27 protein-coding genes are annotated in these 24,954 nt (G+C 63.9%); 17 read left to right on the top strand and 10 right to left on the bottom strand.

What is annotated here, in order from left to right; translation table 11 throughout:
* Positions 1–43: 43 nt before the first annotated feature.
* Positions 44–1,366 (bottom strand): urea ABC transporter substrate-binding protein, encoded by a 1,323-nt coding sequence (gene urtA / locus XI04_RS02655; RefSeq protein ID WP_026202068.1) that lies wholly within the window; start codon positions 1,364–1,366, stop codon positions 44–46.
* A 480-nt stretch (positions 1,367–1,846) separates the two neighbouring features.
* Here urtA and XI04_RS02660 point away from each other — a divergent pair, with 480 nt between their 5' ends.
* The 3 genes from XI04_RS02660 (at position 1,847) to XI04_RS02670 (ending at position 4,227) form a co-directional block, all read left to right on the top strand.
* On the top strand, positions 1,847–3,445 hold the full coding sequence (locus XI04_RS02660) for a DEAD/DEAH box helicase (protein WP_038974843.1): 1,599 nt from the start codon (positions 1,847–1,849) through the stop codon (positions 3,443–3,445).
* Positions 3,446–3,468: 23 nt separating this feature from the next.
* Positions 3,469–3,756 (top strand): translation initiation factor IF-1, encoded by a 288-nt coding sequence (infA, locus tag XI04_RS02665; RefSeq protein WP_008131890.1) that lies wholly within the window; start codon positions 3,469–3,471, stop codon positions 3,754–3,756.
* A gap of 258 nt (positions 3,757–4,014) precedes the next feature.
* Positions 4,015–4,227, top strand: coding sequence for a cold-shock protein (locus XI04_RS02670; protein WP_028142093.1), 213 nt, complete (start codon positions 4,015–4,017; stop codon positions 4,225–4,227).
* 102 nt (positions 4,228–4,329) lie between these two features.
* Here the strand turns inward: XI04_RS02670 and XI04_RS02675 are convergent, their stop codons facing one another.
* The 4 genes from XI04_RS02675 to XI04_RS02690 form a co-directional block, all read right to left on the bottom strand.
* Positions 4,330–4,956: a TadE/TadG family type IV pilus assembly protein gene (locus XI04_RS02675; RefSeq protein WP_028142094.1), complete on the bottom strand. Its 627-nt coding sequence runs from the start codon at positions 4,954–4,956 to the stop codon at positions 4,330–4,332.
* Between the two features lie 23 nt (positions 4,957–4,979).
* Complete coding sequence (locus tag XI04_RS02680; RefSeq protein WP_038950038.1) at positions 4,980–5,561, bottom strand: TadE/TadG family type IV pilus assembly protein; 582 nt, start codon at positions 5,559–5,561, stop codon at positions 4,980–4,982.
* A 229-nt stretch (positions 5,562–5,790) separates the two neighbouring features.
* Positions 5,791–6,288, bottom strand: a complete 498-nt coding sequence (locus tag XI04_RS02685) for a pilus assembly protein N-terminal domain-containing protein (RefSeq protein ID WP_038950036.1) — start codon at positions 6,286–6,288, stop codon at positions 5,791–5,793.
* 150 nt (positions 6,289–6,438) lie between these two features.
* The gene (locus XI04_RS02690; protein ID WP_028142097.1) at positions 6,439–7,266 is read right to left on the bottom strand and encodes a sterol desaturase family protein; all 828 of its coding nucleotides are present in this window, start codon (positions 7,264–7,266) and stop codon (positions 6,439–6,441) included.
* 269 nt (positions 7,267–7,535) lie between these two features.
* Between XI04_RS02690 and XI04_RS02695 the strand changes: the two genes are divergently transcribed.
* The 10 genes from XI04_RS02695 to XI04_RS02740 all read left to right on the top strand — a co-directional run bounded on the left by XI04_RS02695 (position 7,536) and on the right by XI04_RS02740 (position 16,462).
* Positions 7,536–7,700, top strand: coding sequence for a Flp family type IVb pilin (locus tag XI04_RS02695; RefSeq protein ID WP_007599783.1), 165 nt, complete (start codon positions 7,536–7,538; stop codon positions 7,698–7,700).
* 70 nt (positions 7,701–7,770) lie between these two features.
* Complete coding sequence (locus XI04_RS02700; protein ID WP_162832269.1) at positions 7,771–7,917, top strand: hypothetical protein; 147 nt, start codon at positions 7,771–7,773, stop codon at positions 7,915–7,917.
* Positions 7,918–8,041: 124 nt separating this feature from the next.
* On the top strand, positions 8,042–8,566 hold the full coding sequence (locus tag XI04_RS02705) for an A24 family peptidase (protein WP_028142098.1): 525 nt from the start codon (positions 8,042–8,044) through the stop codon (positions 8,564–8,566).
* 128 nt (positions 8,567–8,694) lie between these two features.
* Positions 8,695–9,492 carry a Flp pilus assembly protein CpaB gene (gene cpaB, locus XI04_RS02710; protein WP_038950034.1) on the top strand — a complete coding sequence of 266 codons (798 nt, stop codon included), beginning with the start codon at positions 8,695–8,697 and terminating at the stop codon, positions 9,490–9,492.
* 11 nt (positions 9,493–9,503) lie between these two features.
* Positions 9,504–10,979 carry a type II and III secretion system protein family protein gene (locus XI04_RS02715; protein WP_038950033.1) on the top strand — a complete coding sequence of 492 codons (1,476 nt, stop codon included), beginning with the start codon at positions 9,504–9,506 and terminating at the stop codon, positions 10,977–10,979.
* 20 nt (positions 10,980–10,999) lie between these two features.
* Positions 11,000–11,734, top strand: coding sequence for a CpaD family pilus assembly protein (locus XI04_RS02720; protein ID WP_038971338.1), 735 nt, complete (start codon positions 11,000–11,002; stop codon positions 11,732–11,734).
* Positions 11,731–12,999: an AAA family ATPase gene (locus XI04_RS02725; RefSeq protein WP_028142102.1), complete on the top strand. Its 1,269-nt coding sequence runs from the start codon at positions 11,731–11,733 to the stop codon at positions 12,997–12,999. Before XI04_RS02720 ends, XI04_RS02725 begins: the two co-directional genes overlap by 4 nt.
* A 21-nt stretch (positions 13,000–13,020) precedes the next feature.
* The gene (locus XI04_RS02730; RefSeq protein ID WP_028142103.1) at positions 13,021–14,490 is read left to right on the top strand and encodes a CpaF family protein; all 1,470 of its coding nucleotides are present in this window, start codon (positions 13,021–13,023) and stop codon (positions 14,488–14,490) included.
* 10 nt (positions 14,491–14,500) lie between these two features.
* Complete coding sequence (locus XI04_RS02735; protein WP_028142104.1) at positions 14,501–15,478, top strand: type II secretion system F family protein; 978 nt, start codon at positions 14,501–14,503, stop codon at positions 15,476–15,478.
* A 9-nt stretch (positions 15,479–15,487) separates the two neighbouring features.
* On the top strand, positions 15,488–16,462 hold the full coding sequence (locus tag XI04_RS02740) for a type II secretion system F family protein (protein ID WP_028142105.1): 975 nt from the start codon (positions 15,488–15,490) through the stop codon (positions 16,460–16,462).
* A 75-nt stretch (positions 16,463–16,537) separates the two neighbouring features.
* Here XI04_RS02740 and XI04_RS02745 read toward each other — a convergent pair whose 3' ends face one another.
* The gene (locus tag XI04_RS02745; protein WP_038950029.1) at positions 16,538–17,353 is read right to left on the bottom strand and encodes a tetratricopeptide repeat protein; all 816 of its coding nucleotides are present in this window, start codon (positions 17,351–17,353) and stop codon (positions 16,538–16,540) included.
* 233 nt (positions 17,354–17,586) lie between these two features.
* Entirely contained in the window at positions 17,587–17,790 is a 204-nt protein-coding gene (locus XI04_RS02750; RefSeq protein WP_018318792.1) for a hypothetical protein, read from the bottom strand.
* 200 nt (positions 17,791–17,990) lie between these two features.
* Here XI04_RS02750 and XI04_RS02755 point away from each other — a divergent pair, with 200 nt between their 5' ends.
* From XI04_RS02755 to XI04_RS02770, 4 genes are all read left to right on the top strand, one after another.
* On the top strand, positions 17,991–19,364 hold the full coding sequence (locus XI04_RS02755) for a leucyl aminopeptidase family protein (protein ID WP_038950028.1): 1,374 nt from the start codon (positions 17,991–17,993) through the stop codon (positions 19,362–19,364).
* A complete protein-coding gene (locus XI04_RS02760; RefSeq protein ID WP_028142108.1) occupies positions 19,357–20,199 on the top strand; it encodes a C40 family peptidase in 843 nt (280 codons plus the stop codon). Before XI04_RS02755 ends, XI04_RS02760 begins: the two co-directional genes overlap by 8 nt.
* Before the next feature lie 199 nt (positions 20,200–20,398).
* A complete protein-coding gene (locus tag XI04_RS02765) occupies positions 20,399–20,680 on the top strand; it encodes a hypothetical protein (protein WP_028142109.1) in 282 nt (93 codons plus the stop codon).
* Positions 20,681–20,716: 36 nt separating this feature from the next.
* Entirely contained in the window at positions 20,717–20,944 is a 228-nt protein-coding gene (locus XI04_RS02770) for a hypothetical protein (protein ID WP_028142110.1), read from the top strand.
* An 80-nt stretch (positions 20,945–21,024) separates the two neighbouring features.
* Here the strand turns inward: XI04_RS02770 and XI04_RS02775 are convergent, their stop codons facing one another.
* From XI04_RS02775 to XI04_RS02785, 3 genes are read right to left on the bottom strand one after another with little or no spacing between them, the layout of a single operon-like run.
* On the bottom strand, positions 21,025–22,662 hold the full coding sequence (locus tag XI04_RS02775) for an ABC transporter ATP-binding protein (protein WP_095424668.1): 1,638 nt from the start codon (positions 22,660–22,662) through the stop codon (positions 21,025–21,027).
* A 4-nt stretch (positions 22,663–22,666) separates the two neighbouring features.
* On the bottom strand, positions 22,667–23,845 hold the full coding sequence (locus XI04_RS02780; RefSeq protein ID WP_271610447.1) for an ABC transporter permease: 1,179 nt from the start codon (positions 23,843–23,845) through the stop codon (positions 22,667–22,669).
* Positions 23,845–24,954: a microcin C ABC transporter permease YejB gene (locus XI04_RS02785; RefSeq protein WP_028142113.1), complete on the bottom strand. Its 1,110-nt coding sequence runs from the start codon at positions 24,952–24,954 to the stop codon at positions 23,845–23,847. Before XI04_RS02785 ends, XI04_RS02780 begins: the two co-directional genes overlap by 1 nt.

Here is a 24,954-nt window from a genome sequence, read left to right on the forward strand (position 1 = left end):
ATCGCCGCCTTCTCCGGGCGTGCTATGGCGTGTCAGATCAGGATCAGGAGCCCGAACCGAGGCACTTGTTGGTCTTGGTGTTGAAGTTGCCGCACTTCTTGCCGACCCAGTCGCCGACCAGGTCCTTGGAGCCGTCCAGTTCCTTCGACCAGGCATCGCCCGCGACGAGACCCGGGGTCTTCCAGACCACGTCGAACTGGCCGTTGCCCTTGATCTCGCCGATGAACACCGGCTTGGTGATGTGGTGGTTCGGCAGCATCTTCGACACGCCGCCGGTCAGGTTCTTGGCTTCGATGCCCGGGAGAGCGTCGATCACCTTGTCCGGATCAGTCGACTTCACCTTCTCGACCGCCTTGACCCACATGTCGAAGCCGATCACGTGCGCTTCCATCGGATCGTTGGTCACGCGCTTCGGGTTCTTGGTGTAGGCCTGCCATGCCTTGATGAACTTCTCGTTCTCCGGCGACTTGATCGACTGGAAGTAGTTCCAGGCGGCAAGATGGCCGACCAGCGGCTTGGTGTCGATGCCGGCGAGCTCTTCTTCACCCACCGAGAACGCGACGACCGGGATGTCCTTCGCCTTGATGCCCTGGTTGCCGAGCTCCTTGTAGAAGGGAACGTTGGCGTCGCCGTTGATGGTCGAGACCACCGCGGTCTTCTTGCCGGCCGAGCCGAACTTTTTGATGTCGGCCACGATCGTCTGCCAGTCGGAGTGACCGAACGGCGTGTAGTTGATCATGATGTCTTCCTGGGCGACACCCTTCGACTTCAGATAGGCTTCCAGGATCTTGTTGGTGGTGCGCGGATAGACGTAGTCGGTGCCCGCGAGCACCCAGCGCTTCACCTTCTCGTCCTTCATCAGGTAATCGACGGCGGGGATCGCCTGCTGGTTCGGCGCCGCACCCGTGTAGAACACGTTGCGCTCGCTCTCCTCACCCTCGTACTGCACGGGGTAGAACAGGATGTTGTTCAGCTCCTTGAAGACGGGCAGCACCGACTTGCGCGACACCGAGGTCCAGCAGCCGAACACGACCGAGACCTTGTCCTTGGTGATCAGCTCGCGCGCCTTTTCGGCGAACAGCGGCCAGTTCGACGCGGGGTCGACGACGACGGCCTCGAGCTTCTTGCCGAGAACGCCGCCCTTCTTGTTCTGCTCGTCGATCAGGAAAAGGATGGTGTCCTTCAGCGTGGTTTCGCTGATGGCCATGGTGCCGGAAAGGGAGTGCAGCACGCCGACCTTGATGGTGTCATCCGCGGCCTTCGCGCCAGTCAATGAAGCCAGACCCAGCACCAGTCCGGCGGTCGCGGCGAGCACGCCGCGGCGGCTAAATGACGCCGCTATATCGTGAGTGGATTTGCTAAACATGAGTGTCTCATCTCCCTGACGCAGACGTGAAAAACGCTGCGAAACGGCCCCACGGCCGCCTGCGATTAACGGATTCGCAAGAACCATGCCATGGCCTGGGCACCTTCCAACCAATTGGTTTTGCTAACAAAACCGGCCGAAATCAAAGTATCCCGACCTCGAGACAGCCTAAAAATTGAGCCATCCAAATGTATGCCAAAGCGGCAGGCCGTTCATTTTCTGAGCAAAATGCCCGTTCTGGCTAAATTTCCGGCATAACTATTTCTGCACCGCAATCGCCATTTTGAACGAGCTTGCCTTGAAAGCGCCCCCTCGATGTTCCATATAAGCGGCCGAGACCTCTTGCGAATCAAGGGGTCGTTGCGAGCCGCGTGTTCTTAAGCCCTTACGGGCCTCTGGCTTGCCCCATATCTCCCAAGCCATCCGACACCCCAAACACGCAGGTGTCTTCTCGACACCCTTTTGCGTGCGCCGCGCTGAATGCGCCGGGCGCCCGCTTTTGACATGGAAAGAACCCCTCTTTTGACTTCGTTTCAGGACTTCGGCCTCGCCGAACCCATCGCGCGCGCTCTTCAAGAAGAGAATTACGTCACCCCCACCCCCATCCAGGCCCAGACCATTCCCACGGCGCTGACCGGCCGCGACGTCGTCGGTATCGCCCAGACCGGTACCGGCAAGACCGCGTCCTTCGCACTGCCGATCCTGCACCGCCTGCTCGAGCACCGTATCAAGCCGCAGCCCAAGACGACCCGCGTCCTGGTGTTGTCGCCGACCCGCGAGCTGTCCGGCCAGATCCTCGACAGCTTCAACGCCTATGGCCGTCACATCCGCCTGTCCTCGACGCTCGCCATCGGCGGCGTTCCGATGGGCCGTCAGGTCCGCTCGCTAATGCAGGGCGTCGAAGTGCTGGTCGCCACCCCCGGCCGCCTGCTCGACCTCGTGCAGAGCAACGGGCTGAAACTGTCGAGCGTCGAGTTCCTCGTGCTCGACGAGGCCGACCGCATGCTCGACATGGGCTTCATTAACGACATCCGCAAAATCGTCTCCAAGCTGCCGATCAAGCGGCAGACGCTGTTCTTCTCGGCCACCATGCCGAAGGACATCGCCGAGCTGGCGAACGCGATGCTGCGGGACCCCGCCCGCGTCGCGGTGACCCCGGTCTCCTCGACCGCCGAGCGCATCAATCAACGCATCGTCCAGGTCGATTTCTCCGCCAAGCCCGCCTTCCTGACCAAGCTTCTGAAGGACGAGCCGGTCAACCGCGCCCTGGTCTTCACCCGCACCAAGCACGGCGCGGACAAGGTGGTGAAGTCACTCGAGAAGGCCGGCATCCCCGCCAGCGCCATCCACGGTAACAAGTCGCAGAACCATCGCGAACGGACGCTGGCCCAGTTCCGCTCGGGCGAGATCCGCACCCTGGTCGCCACCGACATCGCCGCCCGCGGCATCGACGTCGACGGCATCAGCCACGTCATCAATTTCGACCTGCCCAACGTGCCGGAAACCTACGTCCACCGCATCGGCCGCACCGCGCGCGCCGGCGCCGACGGCACCGCGATCTCGCTGGTCGCGGGCGGCGAGGAACTCAGCTATCTCCGTGACATCGAACGGCTGATCAAGGTGGCATTGCCGCGCGAAGATCTCCGCACCGACGCCGGCCGCCGCGATGCGGGTCCTCCCGCGCCGCAGCAACGACAGGGCCGCGGAGGCCGCCCGGGCCAACGTCCGCAAGGCGCAAGGCACGGCGAGGGACGCCACGGTGACGGGCGCCGTAGCGACGAACGACATTCCGACGGACGCCACCATAGCGCCGGCAAGCACGGCGATGGACGCCCCGGTGAAGGCCGACATGGCGGCGAAGCGCGACATGCTGACGGGCGGCCCGGCAATGGCCCGAAGGGCTCAAAGGGGTCTCGTCGTCCACGCTCTGGCGGGAAGCCGCATTCTTCTGCAGGCAGTCGTCCAGAACAGCGTTCCGCGCATAGCGCCGGGGCAGCTGATGGGATACAAGGCGTTGCCTTTTTGCGCCGTGAGAGTCGGCCGAACGGCCAACCGAACCGCAAACCCTATTCGCACTAGCCGTCCACGACCTGGAGAAATTCATGGCTAAGGAAGAGCTGATCCAGTTCGAAGGACTGGTCACCGAAATCCTCCCCGACGCACGCTACCGCGTGCAGCTCGACGCCGGACACGAGATCGTCGCCTATACCGCCGGCAAGATGAAGAAGAACCGCATCAAGACGCTGGCCGGCGACCGCGTGACGGTGGAGATGTCGCCCTATGACCTCGAGAAGGGCCGGCTGATTTTCCGCCACAAGGACGAGCGTCCCAGCGGGGTGGGTGGACCGCCTCGCCCGGGCCAGCGCGGCGGCCAGTTCCGCCGTCGCTAGGCGCTTGAGCGCGGAAGTAAGATTCCGACCTTTATGTGGATCCGCCGCGGACATCGCGGCGGATCAAAAAATCGTGCATGTCCGGATTGTTTTGAGGCCTCAATTCCGATAAAATGAATTTATCGATTTTCGGCCGGACGACATTAGCATCCACCGGTACAGCCGGTTCAGACACGCTGACGACCCTTCCAAAATTCGATCTAACCGGCCTGCGCAAGCAGGCTCTAACATTGTGTTATCTGAGAAGGGACTATCCCCGTGAGCATGGGAACCGTGAAGTGGTTTAACGCGACCAAGGGCTTCGGCTTCATTCAGCCCGACGACGGCGGCCAGGACGTGTTCGTCCACATCAGCGCTGTGGAGCGTGCGGGCCTCGGCACGCTGCGTGAAGGCCAGAAGCTTTCCTACGAGATCGTGGCCGACCGCCGTTCCGGCAAGTCGGCAGCGGACAACCTCCGCTCCGAAGGCTGAGTCCGCCGGGCGCTTGGCCCGATCGGCTCGCGCAAGCCAAAGAAAGCAAGAAGGCCGTGCGCAACGCACGGCCTTTTTCATTTTGGCGCCTGCTCGCCGATGTCAGCACGTCGTTTGGTTGTTGTTATCTGGGTAGGGATAGGGAACGCAGGCGACCTGACGCGGCCGGGTGTAGGACACATCGCTCAAGGGTAAGCTCGACTTCAACACATAGCCTACGGAAGGCGTGTAAGTGTAGCTTGCCTCGCTGAGTATGAGGTAGGTCGACGGAATCAACAGCGACGCAGGAATCATGCTGGTGACCTTGTCGCCGGGCTTGCGGGCCGAGGTCGCCAGCGTCGCTTGCGTCGCACCGCTCGCAATGGTGCCGGCCCTGCTCCACTGGATCGTGGCGATGCTGTTGGCATCGATCTGGATCTGGGAGACCGTGCCCTTCACCAGGGTAGCGTCGTAGGGCATGATGACCGAGATGCTCGCCGTGAACGTATCCTTCATGTCGGCATCGGTGAGCTTGACCGACTGCGATGCCAAATCGGACAGAGCCCGCGCGATCAACGTGACCTTGCGATCTATCGCCACGGCCGACGAAAACTCGACGGTGCCGAAGAACATCACCAGCATCAGCGGAACGATGACCGCAAATTCGGTCGCCGCGAGCGCGCGCTTGTCGGCGACGAAGTCGCGCACGGAACAACATCCATTCCGCCAGATATTCGCAATCGCCTGCATCGGTCCGCTCGGATCCATCTGTCTCAGAAGGGTTCGTTCTTGAAGGCCGTGGTCGCCACCATCAGCCGTTTGTTGCTGCACCCGATATTGTAACCGAGGCCGGTGACGATGAGCGGCCACTGATAGAACAGCCGCACCACGACCACCTGGCCGGAGGTCCCGGCACTGTACTGCATGCCGGTCGGGTTGAAATTGCAGGAATCGCCGTAGTTCGTCAGGCTTAGCGCCCCGAAGGAGCTGGTGCTCACGACGTCGACGTAGAGTTTGCTGCAATCAAACAGTGCCGGGATCTGCGTGCACACATAGGCCTTGAACGTCGTCTGGTCGCACGCCATGACAACGTTGGGCGTGGTCTGACAAGCCGCCACCGAACCGCCCTGCGCTTGCGCCTGGCCGGTCAGAATCGCGCGCGCGGAATTTTGCGAGATGGTCTCGAGCACCTGGCTCGCGAAGAACATGAGCGCCGTTTCGATGATGGCGAACAGCAGCCCGAAGAACATCGGCGCGACCAGGGCGAACTCGACGGCCGCGGAACCGCGGCGGTTGCCGCAAAACCGGCCCAGCGCTTTCCGGAGTGTGAACCTCGTAGGTGCAGGCGATGGCATCGCGTCAAATTCCCCAGCAACGGGCGATCAACTGTCCCGTTCAATAGCGGAAACTGATTGTTTAAGTGTTTCAGGCGATCCGCAGCCGGCGGACCGCGCCGTTAAGAATGCGTTAACCAGCAGCGCCCCGAGCCCACGGAAAGCGCGGCGGGCGCGCAGAGCCCTCTGGCTCGCATCTGCAAAGCGGTCTGCCAGGATACTGTCCGGGCAAACCCGCCGATCGGTGCCGCTAGTTGGACTTGGGCGGACCGCCACCACCACCGCTGGCGCTGGCGCTCAGCGAGCCGGCCTGGCTCATCGTGTTGTTGAAGTAGGTGTCGCTGTCGCCGAGCGTCACGCGACGCTGGCAAAGCGGCACGCAGCTGTAGGACTCGCGCTCGATCCCGCGATAGACGGTGACGAGCCGGTCGCTCGGACCTTCGACCTGGATCTGGCGATCGACCAGAATCTCGCCGGCCCGGTCGAGCGCGATGAAATTGGTGGCACCATAGCCCTTGCCGGTCACGACGATCATGCCGCCGGGCTGGAGCGTGACGTCGGCGATCAGGGGATTGCCGACCACGATGGTCGCCACCTTGCCGGGCAGCCGCACCAGCTTGGCCTGGTCGACATTGACAGCGATGGTGTCGGCGGTGGGGTCGGCAAGGCCGGCAGCCGGCGATGCCAGCACCGCGGCCGCAACCAGAAGACAAACGCGCGCCCGACGGCGCAGCAATTCTTTACGCATACTCTTACCCCCGGGACGTCACAAACCGGCAGAAGCGACTCGATACAACAGAGCCAGTGCCCGACCCGGCTAACCTGCCCTTAATTCGTGAACGTTCCGCAAACTCGCCGACTATTGTTTGAACAGACTGGCGTTTTACCGCCTTCGAGGCTAGCGGCGGAATGGATAGGCGAACTGGCCCGCGATCTCCTTCGGCATGGTCGCTTCGTCCTTGCCGTAATCCTGCGGCAGTTTACCCTCGGGCATACGGAAGGTGCCGAACAGAACGTCCCAGATCGGGAACGTGCCGGCAAAATTGGTGTCGCCGCCCTCCTCGAGCGAGGTGTGGTGCCAGCGGTGGAACACCGGCGTCGCCAACAAATATCTGAACGGCCCGAAGCTCCAGTTCAGGTTGGCGTGCACGAAGGCCGAATGGAAGGTCGTGAACGGGGCGAGCCAGACCATCGCGTTCGGGGAAATGCCGGCCATCAGCAGCACGACGTCGACGCCGATGGTGCCGAGCACGAGATTGACGGGATGGAAGCGGGCCGCCGAAATCCAGCTTATCTCCTCCGAGGAGTGATGGATCGCGTGGTACTTCCAGAACCCGCCGCCGTGGAACAGCCGGTGCAGCCAGTACAGCATGAAGTCGGACAGGACCAGGAACAATACGGCCTGGACCCAGAGCGGCATCAACGACAGCGGGCCGTGGCCATTGTCGTAGAAGGCGATGAGTTCGTCGGCGTCGTGGATGTTGAAGACGAGGCTCGCGCCGACGATCAGAAGTCCGATCCGCATCGTGCGGGCGAACACCGGAACGAAGAACCAGTAGCAGATGTCGGTGACGATCTCGCGCTTGCGCCACCACGGCGCGCCGGCATTGCAGGCCCAGAAATGCTCGAGCACGGTGAAGACCGCCGCGAGTGCGAAGGTGACGGGGATCACCTTGACGATGGTCTCGCCGAGCATCAGGGCGACTTGCATGGGCAGGCTCGACATCGTCGCCTCTCTTGCGAATTCCAGCTCAGTTACGCCTACGCCGCTAAATTTAAGGGAGCGTGAAGCCGGTGCTGCGCCGACGGTACATCTGGAACCGGAACGAATTACAGGCGCCGCCTTAAGACGAAATTCACTCTGGGCCAAAGCATCGCGCCGCAAGCGGGTTTGCCCGATCGAATTAACTCTACCGAAAGAGCTCGGCTCTCATGGTCATCGGGTCAAAGACGGCGCCGAACGAGGCGATCCCCACCCCAGATGGAGTTATGTTCATGAAGAACTTGATTGCACGTTTCGCGAAGGATGAATCCGGCGCCACCGCCATCGAATACGGTCTGATCGCCGCCGGCATCGCGCTGGCCATCATCACCGTCGTCAACAACCTCGGCACCACGCTGAACGCCAAGTTCACCTCGATCAGCAGCTCGCTGAAGTAAGCGACCGACGAACGACGGCAAAAGCCCCGGATCTCCGGGGCCTTTGTTTTTCCGAAGACGGCGAGTTCCAGTGGCGTTGCGTAAGTACAGAACCGATGCCGCGATCGCGGCAAACGAGACGGCGGCGGCTCAGGCCGGCTCGCCGGTCTATTGGGTCTGCCTTGCGCTGCTGCTTGCGACGGCCGCGCTCGCCGTGCGCATTGCCAGCCTCTGGTAATGACGCGTTCCGCGGTTTCAGCCGCGTGGGTCGCTTGCTGCCGTTGTCGGTTTGTTTAGCACTGCCGGCTAGCATCGCCCGACGCCCAGTTCCCGCGGCAAACCCCAGGCCTCAAGACGCAGCCATGATCCTCGACCTTGCGCGCCTTCTGCTCTTCCCGGCCCTGATGGCGTTTGCTGCCGCGAGCGATCTCTTCACGATGACGATCTCGAACCGCGTGTCGCTGGCGCTGGTCGCCGGCTTCTTCGCACTTGCCCTCGCCGGTGGCATGGCACCTTACGAGATGCTCAGTCATGTCGGCGCCGGCGCGCTTCTTTTGGTCATCGCCTTCACCTGTTTTGCGATGGGCTGGGTCGGCGGCGGCGACGCCAAGGTCGCGGCCTCCGTCGCACTCTGGTTCGGCTTCGCACAACTGATGAACTTCCTGCTCTACGCCTCGCTGTTCGGCGGGGCGCTGACGCTGCTCCTGCTCCAGTTCCGGCAATGGCCGCTGCCCTACGGGCTGGCGGGCCAGGCCTGGCTCGCCCGGCTGCATGCCAAGGAGAGCGGCATCCCCTACGGCATCGCGCTCGCACTGAGTGCGCTGATGGTCTACCCGGAGACCGAATGGGTGAAGGCGATTGATCTCGCTCACCTCGCGCTGCGCTGAACGCACCGGGTAAACCCGGCGTTAAGGCGATTTAGATACGCCTCATTAACCATGCTTTGACGAATAGCTGGTCAACTGCCGATTACGGCGGCGTCAGCGTCGCGGCGTTTTGTTGGAAAGTGAAGCGTATGAATAGGGCACGCATTGTCGTCCTGGCGGTCGCCATCTGCGCCGGCGGTGTCGCCGCGTACCTGGCGAGCGGCTCGGACAATTCTGCGCCGCCTCCGGCGCCGGTCGCGCAGCTTCCGACCGTCGACGTCCTCGTGGCCAAGAACGACATCGGTCTCGGCCAGACCGTGAAGCCGGAAGATCTGCAATGGCAGACCTGGCCGGCCGCGACCGCCAGCGCCACCTTCATCCGCCGCAACGAGCGTCCCGAGGGCGTGACCCAGGTGACCGGTTCGATCGCGCGCGCCCCCTTCATTCAGGGTGAGCCGATCCGCGACCAGAAGCTGGTCAAGGCCGAGGGCTCCGGATTCATGGCGGCCATCCTGCCCAGCGGCATGCGGGCCATCTCGACCGAAATCTCGCCGGAGACCGGCGCAGGCGGCTTCATCCTGCCCAATGACCGCGTCGACGTCCTGCTCACGCGCCGCCTCAAGAACCCGGACCAGGCCGCCGGGGGCCAGGACGTCGTCACGTCCGAGATCATCCTGGTCAATGTGCGCGTCCTCGCCATCGACCAGGCCCCGAAGGAGAAGGACGGCCAGAACGCCGTGGTCGGCAAGACCGTGACCCTGGAACTCACTTCCGCACAGACCCAGGCGCTTTCTTCGGCCCGTCAGGCCGGAACGCTCTCGCTGGCGCTGCGCAGCATTGCCGACGTCAAGATGAGCGAGATCACGCTCGACGAATCCGCCCAGAAGCGCGACGGCGTCTCGATCATTCGCTACGGCATTCCGAGCTCGACGGCGAAAGCACGATGAGGACAGGCGACATGAAATGCAGGGCAGATATAGCGACGATGCGAACCTCCATGGTCCGCGCCCTGTCGTTTTCGGCCGCCTTCGCGCTGGCATTCAACCCGGTGCTGAGCCCCGTGGTCGCCGCCGACTATCGCCCCGGCGCGCCGGTCGCTGCCGACGGTCAGATGAACGCCCGCTTCCTCTCGCTCGGCATCGGCAAGTCCGTGGTGATCGACCTTCCGCGCGACATCAAGGACGTGCTGGTCGCTGACCCCAAGATCGCCAATGCGGTGGTCCGCTCGGCGCAGCGCGCCTACATCATCGGCGCCGCGCTCGGCCAGACCAACATCGTGTTCTTCGATTCTGCAGGCCAGCAGATCGCGGCCTATGACATCGCGGTCAAGCGCGACCTCAACGGTGTGCGGGCGGCGCTGAAGCAGGTCCTGCCGCATTCAGACATCCAGATCGACGGACTCGGCGACGGCATCGTCCTGACCGGCACGGCGGCGAACCCGATGGAAGCGCAGCAGGCCAACGACCTCGCCGCGCGCCTGGCCGGCGGCGCCGACAAGGTGGTGAACTCGATCGTGGTCCGCGGCCGCGACCAGGTCATGCTCAAGGTGACGGTGGCCGAAGTCCAGCGCAACATCGTCAAGCAGCTCGGCATCGACCTGACCGCGAACCTCAACTACGGCACGTCGGTGGTGAGCTTCTCCAACTCGAATCCGTTCACCGCTCTCGGCCACAACCTCGTGGACGGCAACAATCTGACCACGAAGTTCGGCGCGGCGCCGTCGGTGCAGGCCACCCTGCGCGCGATGGAAACCGCTGGCGTGATCCGCACGCTGGCCGAACCGAACCTGACCGCGATCTCCGGTGAATCGGCAACGTTCATCGCCGGCGGCGAATTCCCGGTGCCGGCGGGCTATGCGTGCGATCCCACCACGCATGTCTGTACCACCCAGATCAGCTTCAAGAAGTTCGGCATCTCGCTCAACTTCACCCCCGTGGTGCTGAGCGAAGGCAAGATCAGCCTGCGGGTGATGACCGAGGTCTCGGAGCTGTCGAACGAGAATGCGATCACGCTGTCGCAGGCCGTGACCTCGACGTCGGTGAACTCGGTGACGGTGCCCTCGATCAGGACCCGCCGTGCCGAGACCTCGCTGGAAATTCCCTCCGGCGGCGCGATGGCGATGGCCGGCCTGATCCAGCAGCAGACCAAGCAGGCAGTCAGCGGATTGCCGGGACTGATGCAGCTCCCGGTCCTCGGCACGCTGTTCCGCAGCCGCGACTTCGTCAACAACGCGACCGAGCTGGTCGTGATCGTGACGCCCTACGTCGTTCGCGCGGTGGCGCCAAAGGACCTGTCGCGGCCGGATGACGGCTTCGCCCCGCCTGCGGATCCACAGGCCCAGCTGCTCGGCAATATCAACCGCATCTACGGCGTGCCCGGCCGGACCGAGCCGGCCAAGAACTACCGCGGCACCTACGGCTTCATCACCGACTGAGGCGGAACGGGGACTTCACGATGATCACAAGACCACCCCAGCTTCGCAAACGCGCCATCCGTCTCGGTGGCGCGCTCATCGGCATGGCGCTCGCGCTCGGCGGGTGCCAGCATGACGAAGCCGTCACGGCCTCCATTCCCGACGACTACAAGCAGCGCCATCCGATCGCGATCGAGGAGCAAAATCGTTCGATCGTCGTCTTCGTCGGCCATGCCCGCGGCGGATTGACCGCCGCCCAGCGCGCGGACGTGATGGGTGTCGCATCGGCATGGTTGCACGAAGGCACGGGCGCCATCCGTATCGACGTGCCGTCCGGCACGCCCAATGCGCGTCCGGTCGCGGACACGATGCGTGAAATCCAGGCGATGCTGGCGGGAGCAGGCGTTCCGCCGCGCGGCGTCAACGTTCGACCCTACCAGCCGGAAGACAAGCGCTTCCTGCCGCCGATCCGGCTCACTTATTCCAAGATCGCCGCGGTCGCGGGTCCCTGCGGCCTGTGGCCGGAAGACGTCGGCCCTTCGATAAAGAACAAGAGGTGGTTCGAGAACAAGGACTACTACAATTACGGCTGCGCCTATCAGCGCAACCTCGCGGCGATGGTCGACAATCCGTCGGACCTCGAGCAGCCGCGGCCTGAGACTCCGTCCTACACGCCGCGGCGCATCACCGCTCTCGAGAAGTATCGCAAGGGTGTCACGACGACGACCACCTATCCCGAGGCCGACAAGGCCAAACTCAGCGACACCGGCAAATGATCAGCTACGCTCGCCAGATACACGAAGAGCAGCCGGACGCAGCTCCTCCGCCAGTCGAGGAGCATATTGCGCCCGCGCCGCGCGTCTCGGTCCAGGCCTTCTGCGAGACCGTGGAGACTGCTGCTGCGGTCCAGTCGGCCGGCGAAGACCGCCGTCTCGGCAAGGCCCATCTGAAGATCCAGATGGGGGGCATGGCCGCTGCAACCGAGGCCTACCGCTCGGCCCCGACGCCGAACGTCATCGTGCTCGAAAGCGACGGACGCAACGACCTGCTGGGCGGGCTCGACCAGCTCGCCACCGTCTGCGACGCCGGCACCCGCGTGGTCGTGATCGGCCGCATCAACGACGTCACACTCTACCGTGAGCTGGTGCGACGCGGTGTCAGCGACTACGTGCTCGCGCCGGTCGGCGCGATCGATGTCGTGCGCTCGATCTGCAACCTGTTTTCCGCACCAGAAGCCAAGGCGGTCGGCCGCATCATCGCCGTGGTCGGCGCCAAGGGCGGCGTCGGGGCTTCCACCATCTCCCATAATGTCGCCTGGGCGATCGCGCGCGACCTCGCCATGGACGCCGTCGTCGCCGATCTCGACCTCGCCTTCGGCACCGCCGGGCTCGACTACAACCAGGACCCGCCGCAGGGCATTGCCGACGCCGTGTTCTCGCCCGATCGCGTCGACACCGCCTTCATCGACCGCCTGCTGTCGAAATGCACCGACCATCTCAGCCTGCTGGCGGCGCCGGCGACGCTCGACCGGGTCTATGATTTCGGCACCGACGCCTTCGACGCCGTGTTCGACACCCTGCGCTCCACCATGCCCTGCATCGTGCTCGACATACCGCATCAATGGTCGGGCTGGACCAAGCGCGCCCTGATCGGAGCGGACGACATCCTGATCGTGGCCGCGCCCGACCTCGCCAATTTGCGCAATACCAAGAACCTGTTCGATCTGTTGAAGGCCGCGCGCCCCAACGACCGGCCACCGCTCTACTGCCTGAACCAGGTCGGCGTGCCGAAACGCCCCGAAATCGCCGCCGCGGAGTTCGCCAAGGCGATCGAGAGCCAGCCGATCGTCTCGATCCCGTTCGAGCCGCAGATCTTCGGCTCGGCCGCCAACAACGGCCAGATGATCGCGGAGATCTCCGCCAACCACAAGTCGATCGAGATGTTTCTTCAGATCGCGCAGCGCCTGACCGGCCGCAGCGAGACCAAGAAACAAAAGTCGTCCCTGCTTTCACCCCTGATTGACAAGTTGCGGGGAAAATAAGCCGCCGCATGGAGTTGTTAAGTGTTCGGTAAGCGTAGCGGAACAGACACCGACCTTCGGGCGCCCAAGCCCGGCGCCGTGTCGCCCGAGCCTGCCCAGGCTCCGGCGCCGACGGTGTCGCGCGCCCCGCCTCCGCCGGCCGTCGCCTCGCCGCCGCTTGCGCCTGCCAAGGCGCCGCCGCCTCCGGCCATGGAGAGCCGGCGGTCGGACAATTATTACGAGGTCAAGGCGACCATCTTCGGCGCGCTGATCGAGGCGATCGACCTCGCCCAGCTCGCCAAGCTCGATTCGGAGTCCGCGCGCGAGGAAATCCGCGACATCGTCAACGAGATCATCGCGATCAAGAACATCGTGATGTCGATCGCCGAGCAGGAGGAACTGCTCGACGACATCTGCAACGACGTTCTCGGCTACGGCCCGCTCGAGCCGCTGCTGTCGCGCGACGACATCGCCGACATCATGGTCAACGGCGCCAACACCGTCTACATCGAAGTCGCCGGCAAAATCCAGCGCACGGGAATCCGCTTCCGCGACAACCAGCAGCTCCTCAACATCTGCCAGCGCATCGTCAGCCAGGTCGGCCGGCGCGTCGACGAATCCTCGCCGATCTGCGACGCGCGCCTTGCCGACGGCTCCCGCGTCAACGCCATCGTGCCGCCGCTGTCGATCGACGGCCCCACGCTCACCATCCGCAAATTCAAGAAGGACAAGCTGACGCTCGATCAACTGGTCAAGTTCGGCGCGATCTCGCCGGAAGGCGCCGAAATCCTCCAGATCATCGGTCGCGTCCGCTGCAACGTGCTGATCTCCGGCGGCACCGGCTCCGGCAAGACCACGCTGCTCAACTGCCTGACCAACTATATCGAGCATGACGAGCGCGTCATCACCTGCGAGGACGCCGCCGAGCTCCAGCTCCAGCAGCCTCACGTGGTGCGGCTGGAAACCCGACCGCCCAACATCGAAGGCGAAGGCCAGATCACCATGCGCGAGCTGGTGCGCAACTGCCTGCGTATGCGCCCCGAGCGCATCATCGTCGGCGAGGTCCGCGGACCCGAGGCGTTCGACCTGCTCCAGGCCATGAACACCGGCCATGACGGATCGATGGGCACGCTGCACGCCAACAACCCGCGCGAAGCCCTGTCGCGCTGCGAATCCATGATCACGATGGGAGGCTTCTCGCTTCCCTCACGCACCATCCGCGAGATGATCTGCGCCTCCATCGACGTCATCGTCCAGGCTGCGCGCCTGCGCGACGGCTCGCGCCGCATCACCCACATCACCGAGGTGATGGGCATGGAAGGCGACACCATCATCACCCAGGACATCTTCCTCTACGACATGATCGGCGAGGACGCCAACGGCAAGATCATCGGCCGGCACCGCTCGACCGGCATCGGCCGTCCGAAATTCTGGGAACGCGCCCGCTATTACGGCGACGAGAAGCGCCTTGCCGCTGCGCTGGACGCGGCGGAAGTCGCGCCGAAGACGTGAGCAGTTCAGCATGAACATGCAGGTCCTCGCCCTCGCATTCCTTGCCACCGCAGCGGTCGGCGGCATCGCCTGGGTCTTCCTCTATCCGCTGCTGTCCGGGGAACGAAAGGCCGAAAGCCGCCGCGCTTCGATCTCCCGCGCCGAGGCGCCCACGGCCCGCCAGGCCGAGAAGACCCAGCGCTCGCGCCGCGAGCAGGTCGAGACCACGCTGAAGGATCTCGAGGCGCGACGCCTGCAGGAGAAGAGCGCTCCGCTCCCCGTCCGCCTGTCGCAGGCGGGGCTCGATTGGACGCCGCAGAAGTTCTGGATCGTCTCCGCCGCCGTGGCGGGCGCGTTCTTCGCAGCCGCTCTGTTCGCCGGCGGCGGCCTGATCGGTGCTGCCGGCCTCGCCTTTGCCGGCGGCTTCGGCCTGCCGCGCTGGGCACTGGGCTTCCTGAAAAAGCGCCGCGAGGCCAAGTTCCTGGCGGCACTGCCCGATGCGGTCGACGTGATCGTCCGCGGCATCAAGGCAGGCCTGCCCTTGTTCGAATCGATCAAGGTCGTCGCGGCCGACGCGCCCGAGCCGCTGCGCAGCGAGTTTCTGGCGATCATCGAGACCCAGGCGATCGGCATGCCGCTCGGCGAGGCCTGCTCGCGGCTCTATGATCGCATGCCGTTGCCGGAGGCCAACTTCTTCGGCATCGTCATCTCGATCCAACAGAAATCCGGCGGCAACCTCTCCGAAGCGCTCGGCAACCTTTCCAAGGTGCTGCGCGACCGCAAGAAGATGAGGGAAAAGATCCAGGCCATGTCGATGGAAGCCAAGGCCTCGGCCGGCATCATCGGCTCGCTGCCGCCGATCGTGATGTTCCTCGTCTATCTCACGACGCCACATTACATCTCGGTGCTGTGGACCCATCCCACCGGCCAGCTCATGCTGGTCGGCTGCGTCGTCTGGATGGCGGTCGGCATCATGGTGATGAAGAAGATGATCAATTTCGATTTCTGACGGTGCAGTATGGTCCAGTTTCTTGTCGCGAAACTACATGACGTCCACTTCATGACCATGATGCTGGCGGCCATTGCCGCCAGCGCCACCGTCTATACGCTGGTGATGCCCCTGTTCGCCGGCGAGGGCCTCTCCAAGCGCATGAAGGCGGTGGCAAGCGAGCGCGAGCGCATCCGGCAGCGCGAGCGTGAGCGCCTTCACAAGAATGAAAAGGTCACGCTGCGCCAGACGCCGAAGCAGCTCGTCTCCAAGGTCGTCGAGGACTTCAACCTCACCAAATGGCTCGCGCAGGAAGCTGCGCGCGACAAGCTGATCATGGCGGGTTACCGCGGTCAGGCGCCCTACATCACCTTCCTGTTTGCCCGCATGGTCGCGCCGATGGTGCTCTTCATCGGCTCGGTCGTCTACGTCTTCTTGATCGCGCATCTGCAGCAGGCCATGCCGATCAAGATCGGCATCTGCATCGGCGCCGCCTATCTCGGCCTCCAGGCGCCGATGCTGTTCCTCAGGAATGCGATCTCCAAGCGCCAGCTCTCGATCAAGCGCGCCTTTCCCGACGCGCTCGACCTGCTTCTGATCTGCATCGAATCCGGCATGTCAGTCGAGATGGCGTTCCGGAAGGTCGCCACCGAGATCGTGGGGCAGTCGATCGCGCTGTCGGAGGAGTTCACGCTGACCACGGCCGAATTATCCTATCTGCAGGATCGCAAGGTCGCTTACGAGAATTTGGCGCGACGCACCGGACTCGAGGGGGTCAAATCGGTCTGTCTCGCGCTTCAGCAGGCGGAGCGTTACGGCACCCCGCTCGGACATTCCCTGCGCGTCATGGCGCAGGAAAATCGCGACATGCGCATGAACGAGGCTGAAAAGAAGGCTGCCGCCCTGCCGCCGAAGCTGACCGTGCCGATGATCCTGTTCTTCCTGCCCGTGCTGTTCGTGGTCATTCTCGGACCGACCGGCATCAAGATCTCCGAGATGCAATGACGCAGGACACGGGCCGCGCATGCGGCTCGCGGGCAGCTTTCAGGACGAGACGATAGAAGAGACGATCAGCTCTGATCAGTCGGGTTGGCTGAGCGAGGCGACCGGCGTCCGCTTCGGTGCGCCGCGGGGAGCGTCGCTGCGGCTGAGCATCTCCTTGAGATAGGCGACGTTGGCCGCGGCCTGATCCGGTGGCAGATCTGCCTTTACGATGGTCTCGGCTTCGGCGAAGCGGCCCTGCAGACCGACGACAAGGCCGAGATTCTGCCGCACCCGGATGCTCGCACGCGGCGAGGCGTAGGCCTGCCGCAGCGCCTCTTCGGCCTTCGGAAGGTCTCTCGACAACATGTAGGACAGGCCGAGATTGGAGAGCACACCGGGATCACCCGGTGCGATCTTGAGCGCGCTCGCGTAGTAGGAACGCGCCTCCTCGTGGCGGCCCATCTGGTCCAGTGCGGTGCCCTGCACCGAGAGCAGGCGCCAGTCCGGATTGTCAGGCGAATGCGCTTTCGACAGCACATCGTAGGCCTGCTGGAAATTGCCGTTGTCGGCGAGGGCGCGGCCATATTGGGCGAGCAGCGCCTTGTTGCCGGGATTCGCGATGGTCGCCTGCTCGAGCATAGCGGCGGCCTGGGCACGCTGACCGTTGGCGCGCAACGCCTGACCGTAAGCGAGCGCGGCATCGGCGTCCTTGGGATTGGCGCGGTAGCGCTCGCCATAGACCTCGACGGCGCGCGCCGGATCGGTGGGAGTCGCCTCTGCCCGTGGTCCGCCGATCGAGCCCGTCACGTCGGAGAGTTTCGACATGCCCGTGCAGCCGCCGAGGCCCATGGCCACCGCCGCGACCAGCGAGGTGGACGCAAGAAGCCGGGCAAGACTGAACCGTAGACGCATGACGCTTTGACTCTCGAGCCGATTGATCGAGCCGAACGCGCCAGCAATAGACTGTTAACCCTAACGCCCCGTTAACACCGCTCCCGGGCCGTGCTCTCGTCGATACTCCCGCTCGCAAGCGTCGTCAGGCTTGAGCGGTTGCAATCCAGCAGCAGGTCGAGGCCGCGCTCTCGGGAACGGCAGCCCTCAACACGAGATACGAGACCGTGCGACGACGTTTTCGTCTCGCCCGATCAATATTCGATGGCAAGCCGTTTGCGGATTTCGTCGACGCGCCTGTCGAGCGCATCGAACCGCGCGTGGACGGAGCGGTCGTGGAGATAGAAGACGTAACCGCCGGCAAGGAACGCGAAGATCCAATGGTGGTGCTCGACATAGCCGAAAATCGCCTCGATGGCCTCGCCAATGAATGTGACCACGCTCCACACAAATTCCATTGCATTTCCTCCCGGCGCGCTTTGTCGTCGGTCGCCTGATCTCCAACTCTGGCGACCGTTGCCGGAACCTAGCATGGCCCCCTTTCCGCGAGTAGCGGCTCGCTGAACGGTGGCAGCAAAGCCGATTGCAGCGGCGGCGAAACTCTGCGAAGTCTCATCCATTCGCATGACCCGTTTGATCTGACGATCCGGACCCGCCAATGCCTTCTGTTTTCGAGACGTCACCCGCCGCCATCCCGATCACCTTCGTCACCAAATCGAGCTGGGATCAGGTCGCCGAGGCGCTGCCGCCGCAGCAACGCGCGTTCGCCGCGGCATGCGCCTTTGCCGCCAAGCAGGGCGCCTATCTGGCGCTGCCTGCGCCCGACGGCGCAATCGCACAGGTGCTGTTCGGCCTCGAGGACGAGGGGGCGAGATCGCGCGACCTGTTCCGGCCCGGCGCCCTGCCCGGCCTGCTGCCGCCGGGAATCTATCGCTTTGCCAATGCACCCCACGATGCACGGCTGGCGGCGCTCGCCTTTGCGATCGGGCGCTACCGCTTCGCGCGATACCACAAGGCTGACAGGCCCGACGTCCGGCTGGTGCCGCCCGATGGCGTCGATGCGGCCGAGATCGAGCGGATCGCTGATGCGGCGATGCTCGCGCGCGACCTCATCAACACGCCCTCCAACGACATGGGGCCGGCGGAGCTGGCTGCCGCCGCGCAAGACCTCGCCGCAGAGTTCGGAGCAAGCTTCGCCTGCACCGTCGGCGATGATCTGGAGAAGAATTTCCCGCTGATCCACGCCGTCGGCATGGCCTCGAACCGCGCGCCGCGGCTGATCGACATCGGCTGGGGCGATCCCGATCATCCCAAGGTGACGCTGGTCGGCAAGGGCGTCTGCTTCGACACCGGCGGGCTCGATTTGAAGCCGTCGAGCGGCATGCTGATCATGAAGAAGGACATGGGCGGCGCGGCCAACGTCCTCGCGCTGGCGCGCATGGTGATGGATGCGAAGCTGAAGGTGCGGCTGCGCGTGCTGATTCCGGCGGTGGAGAACGCGGTCGCCGGCAACGCCTTCCGCCCGCTCGACATCTTTACTTCGCGCAAGGGCATCACGGTGGAGATCGGCAATACGGATGCGGAGGGCCGGCTGGTGCTCGCCGACGCGCTGGCGCTGGCTGATGAGGAAAAGCCCGATCTGCTGATCGATCTGGGCACGCTGACCGGTGCCGCGCGTGTCGCGCTGGGACCGGATTTGCCGCCCTTTTACACCAATGATGAGAGCCTTGCCGCCGACCTATCGCGCTGCGCGATGCAGGAGAACGATCCGTTGTGGCGCATGCCGTTGTGGCCGCCTTACGATTCCTGGCTGGACTCCAAGACCGCTACCATCACCAACGCACCATCAGGCGGCTTTGCCGGCTCGATCACCTGCGCGCTGTTCCTGCAGCGCTTCGTCGATCAGGCGAAGAGCTGGCTGCATGTCGACATCTACGGCTGGACGCCGTCGGCAAAGCCGGCACGTCCCGAAGGCGGCGAGTGCCAGGCCGCACGCGCCATCTACACCTTGCTGAGCGAGCGCTATGCATGATCCGCGAATAACCCCGGCGCGGGGCGACCTCGCCGCGAAATATCTCGAAGGCAAGGTCGAGGCTGATCGCTTCGTCACCGGCGAGGAATTCGAGGTGGTCGATCCGGTCGCGCCGGTGCGCGAGCAGCCGTCGTCGGGCGCGATGCTGATGACGGAGGCGCTGCGCGGCGAACGCGTCACGGTCTACGACCGCAACGGCGAGGGCTGGGCGTGGGGCCAGCTCAATGGCGATGGCTATGTCGGCTGGCTGCCGGATGCAGCGCTCATGAAACCCTCGGCGACGCCGACCCATGTGGTCAGCGCGCTGCGGACGTTCGCCTTCCCCGGTCCCTCGATCAAGCTGCCGCCGGCCGATACGCTCGTGATGGGATCCAGGCTGGCTGTGGCGCGCGAGGACGGCAGCTTCGCCGTGACGCGCGATGGACAATATTTGCCCAAGGCCCATCTCGCCCCGCTCGATCATCGCGAGCCGGATTTCGTGACGGTCGCCGAACGCTTCGCCGGCACGCCCTATCTCTGGGGCGGCAAAAGCAGTTTCGGCATCGATTGCTCCGGCCTCGTCCAGGTGTCGCTGACATCAGCGGGCATCGGCTGCCCACGCGACAGCGACATGCAGCAGGCGGGGCTCGGCCGCGCGCTGGAGCCGCATGAGCGCAGCAGCTTGCTGCGCGGCGATCTCATTTTCTGGAAGGGCCATGTCGCCATCGTCCGCGATGGCAGCACGATGGTTCACGCCAACGCGCATCACATGGCGACGGTGATCGAGGCGATCGAGCCTGCGATTGCGCGGATCAGGCAGGCCGGCAGCGAGGTCGTCGCGATCAAGCGGCTTTAGGGCCGTGGATCGCGGGGATCATACCCGATCTTTGTTCTCGGCATCCGAACAGGTTTCGGACGCGGTTGCTGACGGAACCTGCGCATTGGCACCGGAAGTATGGTTTACCTTGCGGCGCAGCTACGGAACAACGTTACATCTGAGGAGATTTGCGGAACGAAACGCGGCGCCAGTCTTTCTCTGGCTTTAGGAGGTGCCCATGAGTTCTCAAGCCAGAGAAGGCGCGTGTGCGTTCGCTTGGCGAAACTATTTGCTGCTCCACAGCGGCATCAGCGAGAACGACGACAGGCGTTCCGCCCTCTACAGCTACATCTCCAATCTTCGCGGTACCGGCGAGGATGATTTCGATCTCCTGCAGATAGCCGCGGTCGCCTACTTGAAAAAGCTCGATGAATTGCATGACGACCAATGCGCGCGCCGCGCGGCAGATGAACTTCTGGCCGAGCGTTTGGAAGCAAGCAGTTCGCAACAGGACAGATAGCTTAGGTCATAGCACCAGAGCGAAGGAGCGAACAGCATGGCAGACGACACCAATGCAAACCGTTTCGTGCGCGACCCTCAACGGCGCATCGCCGCAGCGACAGCAATCGGCATGAATGCCTTGAAGCCGATGATGCACTTCCAGGTCTCAATGCTGAGGATGTGGGCCGATAGTATCGAGAGGCTCGAGGCCAATTACGACAAGAAGCTGGAAGACACTGCGGCCACACTCGAGGAAGCGCCAGACAAGGAACGCGCCGCGTAACATCAAGGCGGGCTGCCCCGTGCAGCCTGCTCCGGCGAAACGCTCAGGGCGCCGCAATGTCGCGCGTCTGGAATGACGCGCTACGTCGCCACCGACCCGTTGCCCGCCGTCTCCAGCCGGAACGCCGCCGCGAACAGCGCGCGCGTGTATTCGGTCTTCGGGTTCTTGAACAGCTGGGCGGCCTGCCCCTCCTCGACGACCTTGCCGCCGCGCATCACGATCAGATGGCTCGCAAGCGAAGCGACGACGCGCAGATCGTGCGAGATGAACATGTAGGTGAGCTCGCGCTTGCGCTGGAGCTCGCGCAACAGATCGACCATCTGCGCCTGGAACAGCATGTCGAGCGCGCTGGTCGGCTCGTCCAGCACGACGAAATCCGGCTCCAGCACGACCGCCCGCGCGATACTGATGCGCTGGCGCTGGCCGCCGGAGAATTCATGGGGATAGCGGTGGCGGGTGTCAGGCTTCAGCCCGACGTCCTCCAGCGCCTTGACGACGCGCGCCTCGCGCTCTTCGTGCGACAGCTTCGGCTGATGCACCGAGAGACCTTCGGCGATGATGTCGGCGACCGACATGCGCGGTGAGAGCGAGCCGAACGGGTCCTGGAACACGATCTGCATGTCGCGCCGGAACGGCCGCATCTCCTTGAAGCGCAGGCCCTGGATGTCGTTCCCCAAGAACACGATACGCCCGTTTGAGGAGATCAGCCGCAGCAGCGCCAGCCCCAGCGTGGTCTTGCCCGAGCCTGACTCGCCGACCACACCGAGCGTCTCGCCCTTGCGCACGGCGATGCTGACGCCGTCGACCGCCTTGATGTGGCCGACGGTCTTGCGCATCAAGCCGCGCTTGATCGGAAACCAGACCTTCAGGTCGTTGGCGGACATCACCAACGGCGCATCCGGCTGCGGCGGCGCCGGATCGGGCTTCGGCTCCGCCGCGAGCAGGTCGCGCGTGTAGGGATGCTTCGGGCCCTTGAAGACTTGCTCGACCGGCCCCTGCTCGACGATCTCGCCGCTCTTCATGACACAGACGGTGTCGGCGATGCGGCGCACGATGCCGAGATCGTGGGTGATGAAGAGCAGGCTCATGCCGAGCCGCGATCGGATCTCGGCGAGCAGCGCCAGGATCTGCGCCTGCACCGTGACGTCGAGCGCCGTCGTCGGCTCGTCCGCGATCAACAGATCCGGCTCGTTGGCGAGCGCCATCGCGATCATCACACGCTGGCGCTGACCGCCGGAGAGCTGATGCGGATAGCTCTTCAGCCGCGTCTCGGGTTCGGGAATGCCGACCTGCGTCAGCAATTCCAGCGTTCGCCGGCGCGCCTCGGCATTGCTGGTCGGATTGTGCAGCTGGATGATCTCGCCGATCTGCGCCTCGATCGTGTGCAGCGGATTGAGCGAGGTCATCGGCTCCTGGAAGATGATGGAGATGTCGCTGCCGCGAATCTCCCGCATCTGCTGCTCGGAGCGGTCGATCAGTTCCTGCCCCTTGAAGCGGATGCTGCCCGAGGGATGCGAGGCGTTCGGATAGGGCAACAGCTTGAGGATCGAGAGCGCACTGACGGACTTGCCGGAGCCGGATTCGCCGACCAGCGCCAGGCATTCGCCGCGCTTGATCTGGAACGAGACCTTGTCGACCGCGAGCGTGGTGCTGCCGCCCTGGTGGAAGGCCACCGAGAGGTCGCGAACGGCAAGCAGGGGCTGGTTGATCGCGTCCATCGGCTTACCTGAACGTCTTGCGCGGATCGAAGGCGTCGCGCACGGCTTCGCCGATGAAGATCAGGAGCGACAGCATGCTCGCGACCGAGAAGAAGCCGGAAAAGCCGAGCCAGGGGGCCTGCACATTGGCCTTGGCCTGCGACAGCAATTCGCCGAGCGAAGGCGATCCCGGCGGCAGGCCGAAGCCTAGGAAGTCGAGCGCCGTCAGCGTCATCACCGAACTCGACACGATGAAGGGCAGGAACGTCATGGTCGCGACCATCGCGTTCGGCAGCAGGTGGCGGAACATGATGACGGGGTTGGAGACGCCGAGCGCCCGCGCCGCCTGGATGTATTCGAAGTTGCGTCCGCGCAGGAACTCGGCCCGCACCAGACCGACCAGCGAGACCCAGGAGAACAGCAGGAGGATGCCGAGCAGCACGAAGAAGCCGGGCACGAGCACCGAGGACAGGATCAGGAGAAGATAGAGCGAGGGAATCGCCGTCCAGATCTCGATGAAGCGCTGGAAGATGAGATCGACCCGCCCGCCGAAATATCCCTGCACCGCTCCTGCTGCGATGCCGATGACGGACGAGACGATGGTGAGGCAAAGGCCGAACAGCACCGAGATGCGGAAGCCGTAAATCAGCCGCGCGACCACGTCGCGCCCCTGATCGTCCGTCCCCAGCCAGTTGTATTCGAGGTCGCGGCAGCTCTTCAGCCCCTTCTTCTCCACCACCGGCTTGCATTGCGCTTCCGTCAGCATCCAGGTCGGCTTCGACGGCGCCGGCGTCGGCAGGTCGAGATTGTGGGTGTCGTAGGAATAGCGGATCAGGGGCCAGACGATGGTGCCGTTCTTGTCCTTGATCAGCTTCTGCAAATAGGGATCGCGATAGTCGGCCGCGGTTTCGAAGTCGCCGCCGAAGGTGGTTTCCGAATAGGTCACGAAAGCGGGCCAATAGAGCCGGCCGTCGAACTTGATCAGGAAAGGCCGATCGTTGGCGATCAGCTCCGCAAACAGCGAGACCACGAACAGGATGATGAAGATCCAGAACGACCAGTAGCCGCGGCGGTTGGCCTTGAAGTTCTGCCAACGCCGCCTGCTGAGCGGCGAAGGCGCGAAGGGCTTGCGCGTGATCGGAACGACCTCGCCCAGCGGGGACTGGGTCGTGGTCTCGATCGGCGTCGGCGCGGTAACCGTCATCAGACCTCCCGCGCCTCGAAATCGATCCGTGGGTCGATCCACATATAGGTGAGGTCGGAGACCAGATTGATCACGAGGCCGACCAACGAAAAGATGTAGAGCGTTCCGAACACCACGGGATAGTCGCGATTGAGCACGCTCTCGAAGCTGAGCAGCCCGAGCCCGTCCAGCGAGAAGATGGTCTCGATCAGAAGCGAGCCCGAGAAGAAGGCGTGGATGAACGTCCCGGGGAAGCCCGCGATCACGATCAGCATCGCATTGCGGAAGACATGGCCGTAAAGCACCCGGCCCTCGCCGCAGCCCTTGGCGCGCGCGGTCATGACGTATTGCTTGCGGATCTCGTCCAGGAACGAGTTCTTGGTCAGGAACGTCATGGTCGTGAAGGCACCGAGCCCCATGGCGATCAGCGGCAGCGTCAGATGCCAGAAATAATCGATGATCTTCCAGTACCAGGGAAACTGCGACCAGCCGTCCGAGGTCAGTCCGCGCAGCGGAAACCAGTTGAAGAAGGAGCCGCCGGCAAACAGGATGATGAGGAGGATTGCGAACAGAAAGCCTGGAATGGCATAGCCCAGGACGAGAACGGTCGATGTCCAGGTGTCGAAGCGCGTGCCGTCCTTCACCGCCTTGCGGATGCCGAGCGGGATCGAGATCAGATAGGTGATCAGCGTCAGCCAGAGACCGAGCGAGATCGAGACCGGCAGCTTCTCCTTGATCAGTTGCAGAACGCTGACGTCGCGGAAATAGCTCTTGCCGAAATCGAAGCGGGCAAAGTTCCAAACCATCAGCGCGAAGCGTTCCGGCGCCGGCTTGTCGAAGCCGAACTGTGCCTCGAGCTTCTTGATGAAGTCGGGATCAAGGCCCTGCGCGCCGCGATATTTCGAGTTGATGGCATCGCCGCCGGCCCCGACCTGCCCGGGCGCGCGCTGCGCAAAATCGCTGCCGCCCGAAATGCGCGAGGTGCCGCCGGTGTCGGCCCCCGAGAGCTGCGCGATCACGCGCTCGACCGGGCCGCCGGGCGCGAACTGCACGACGACGAAGGAGACGAACAGGATTCCGAGCAATGTCGGGATCATCAGGAGGATGCGGCGGGCGATATAGGCACTCAT

Origin of the sequence: Bradyrhizobium sp. CCBAU 11430 (genome assembly GCF_028128855.1) — a bacterium.
Taxonomy (GTDB): Bacteria; Pseudomonadota; Alphaproteobacteria; order Rhizobiales; family Xanthobacteraceae; genus Bradyrhizobium; species Bradyrhizobium ottawaense.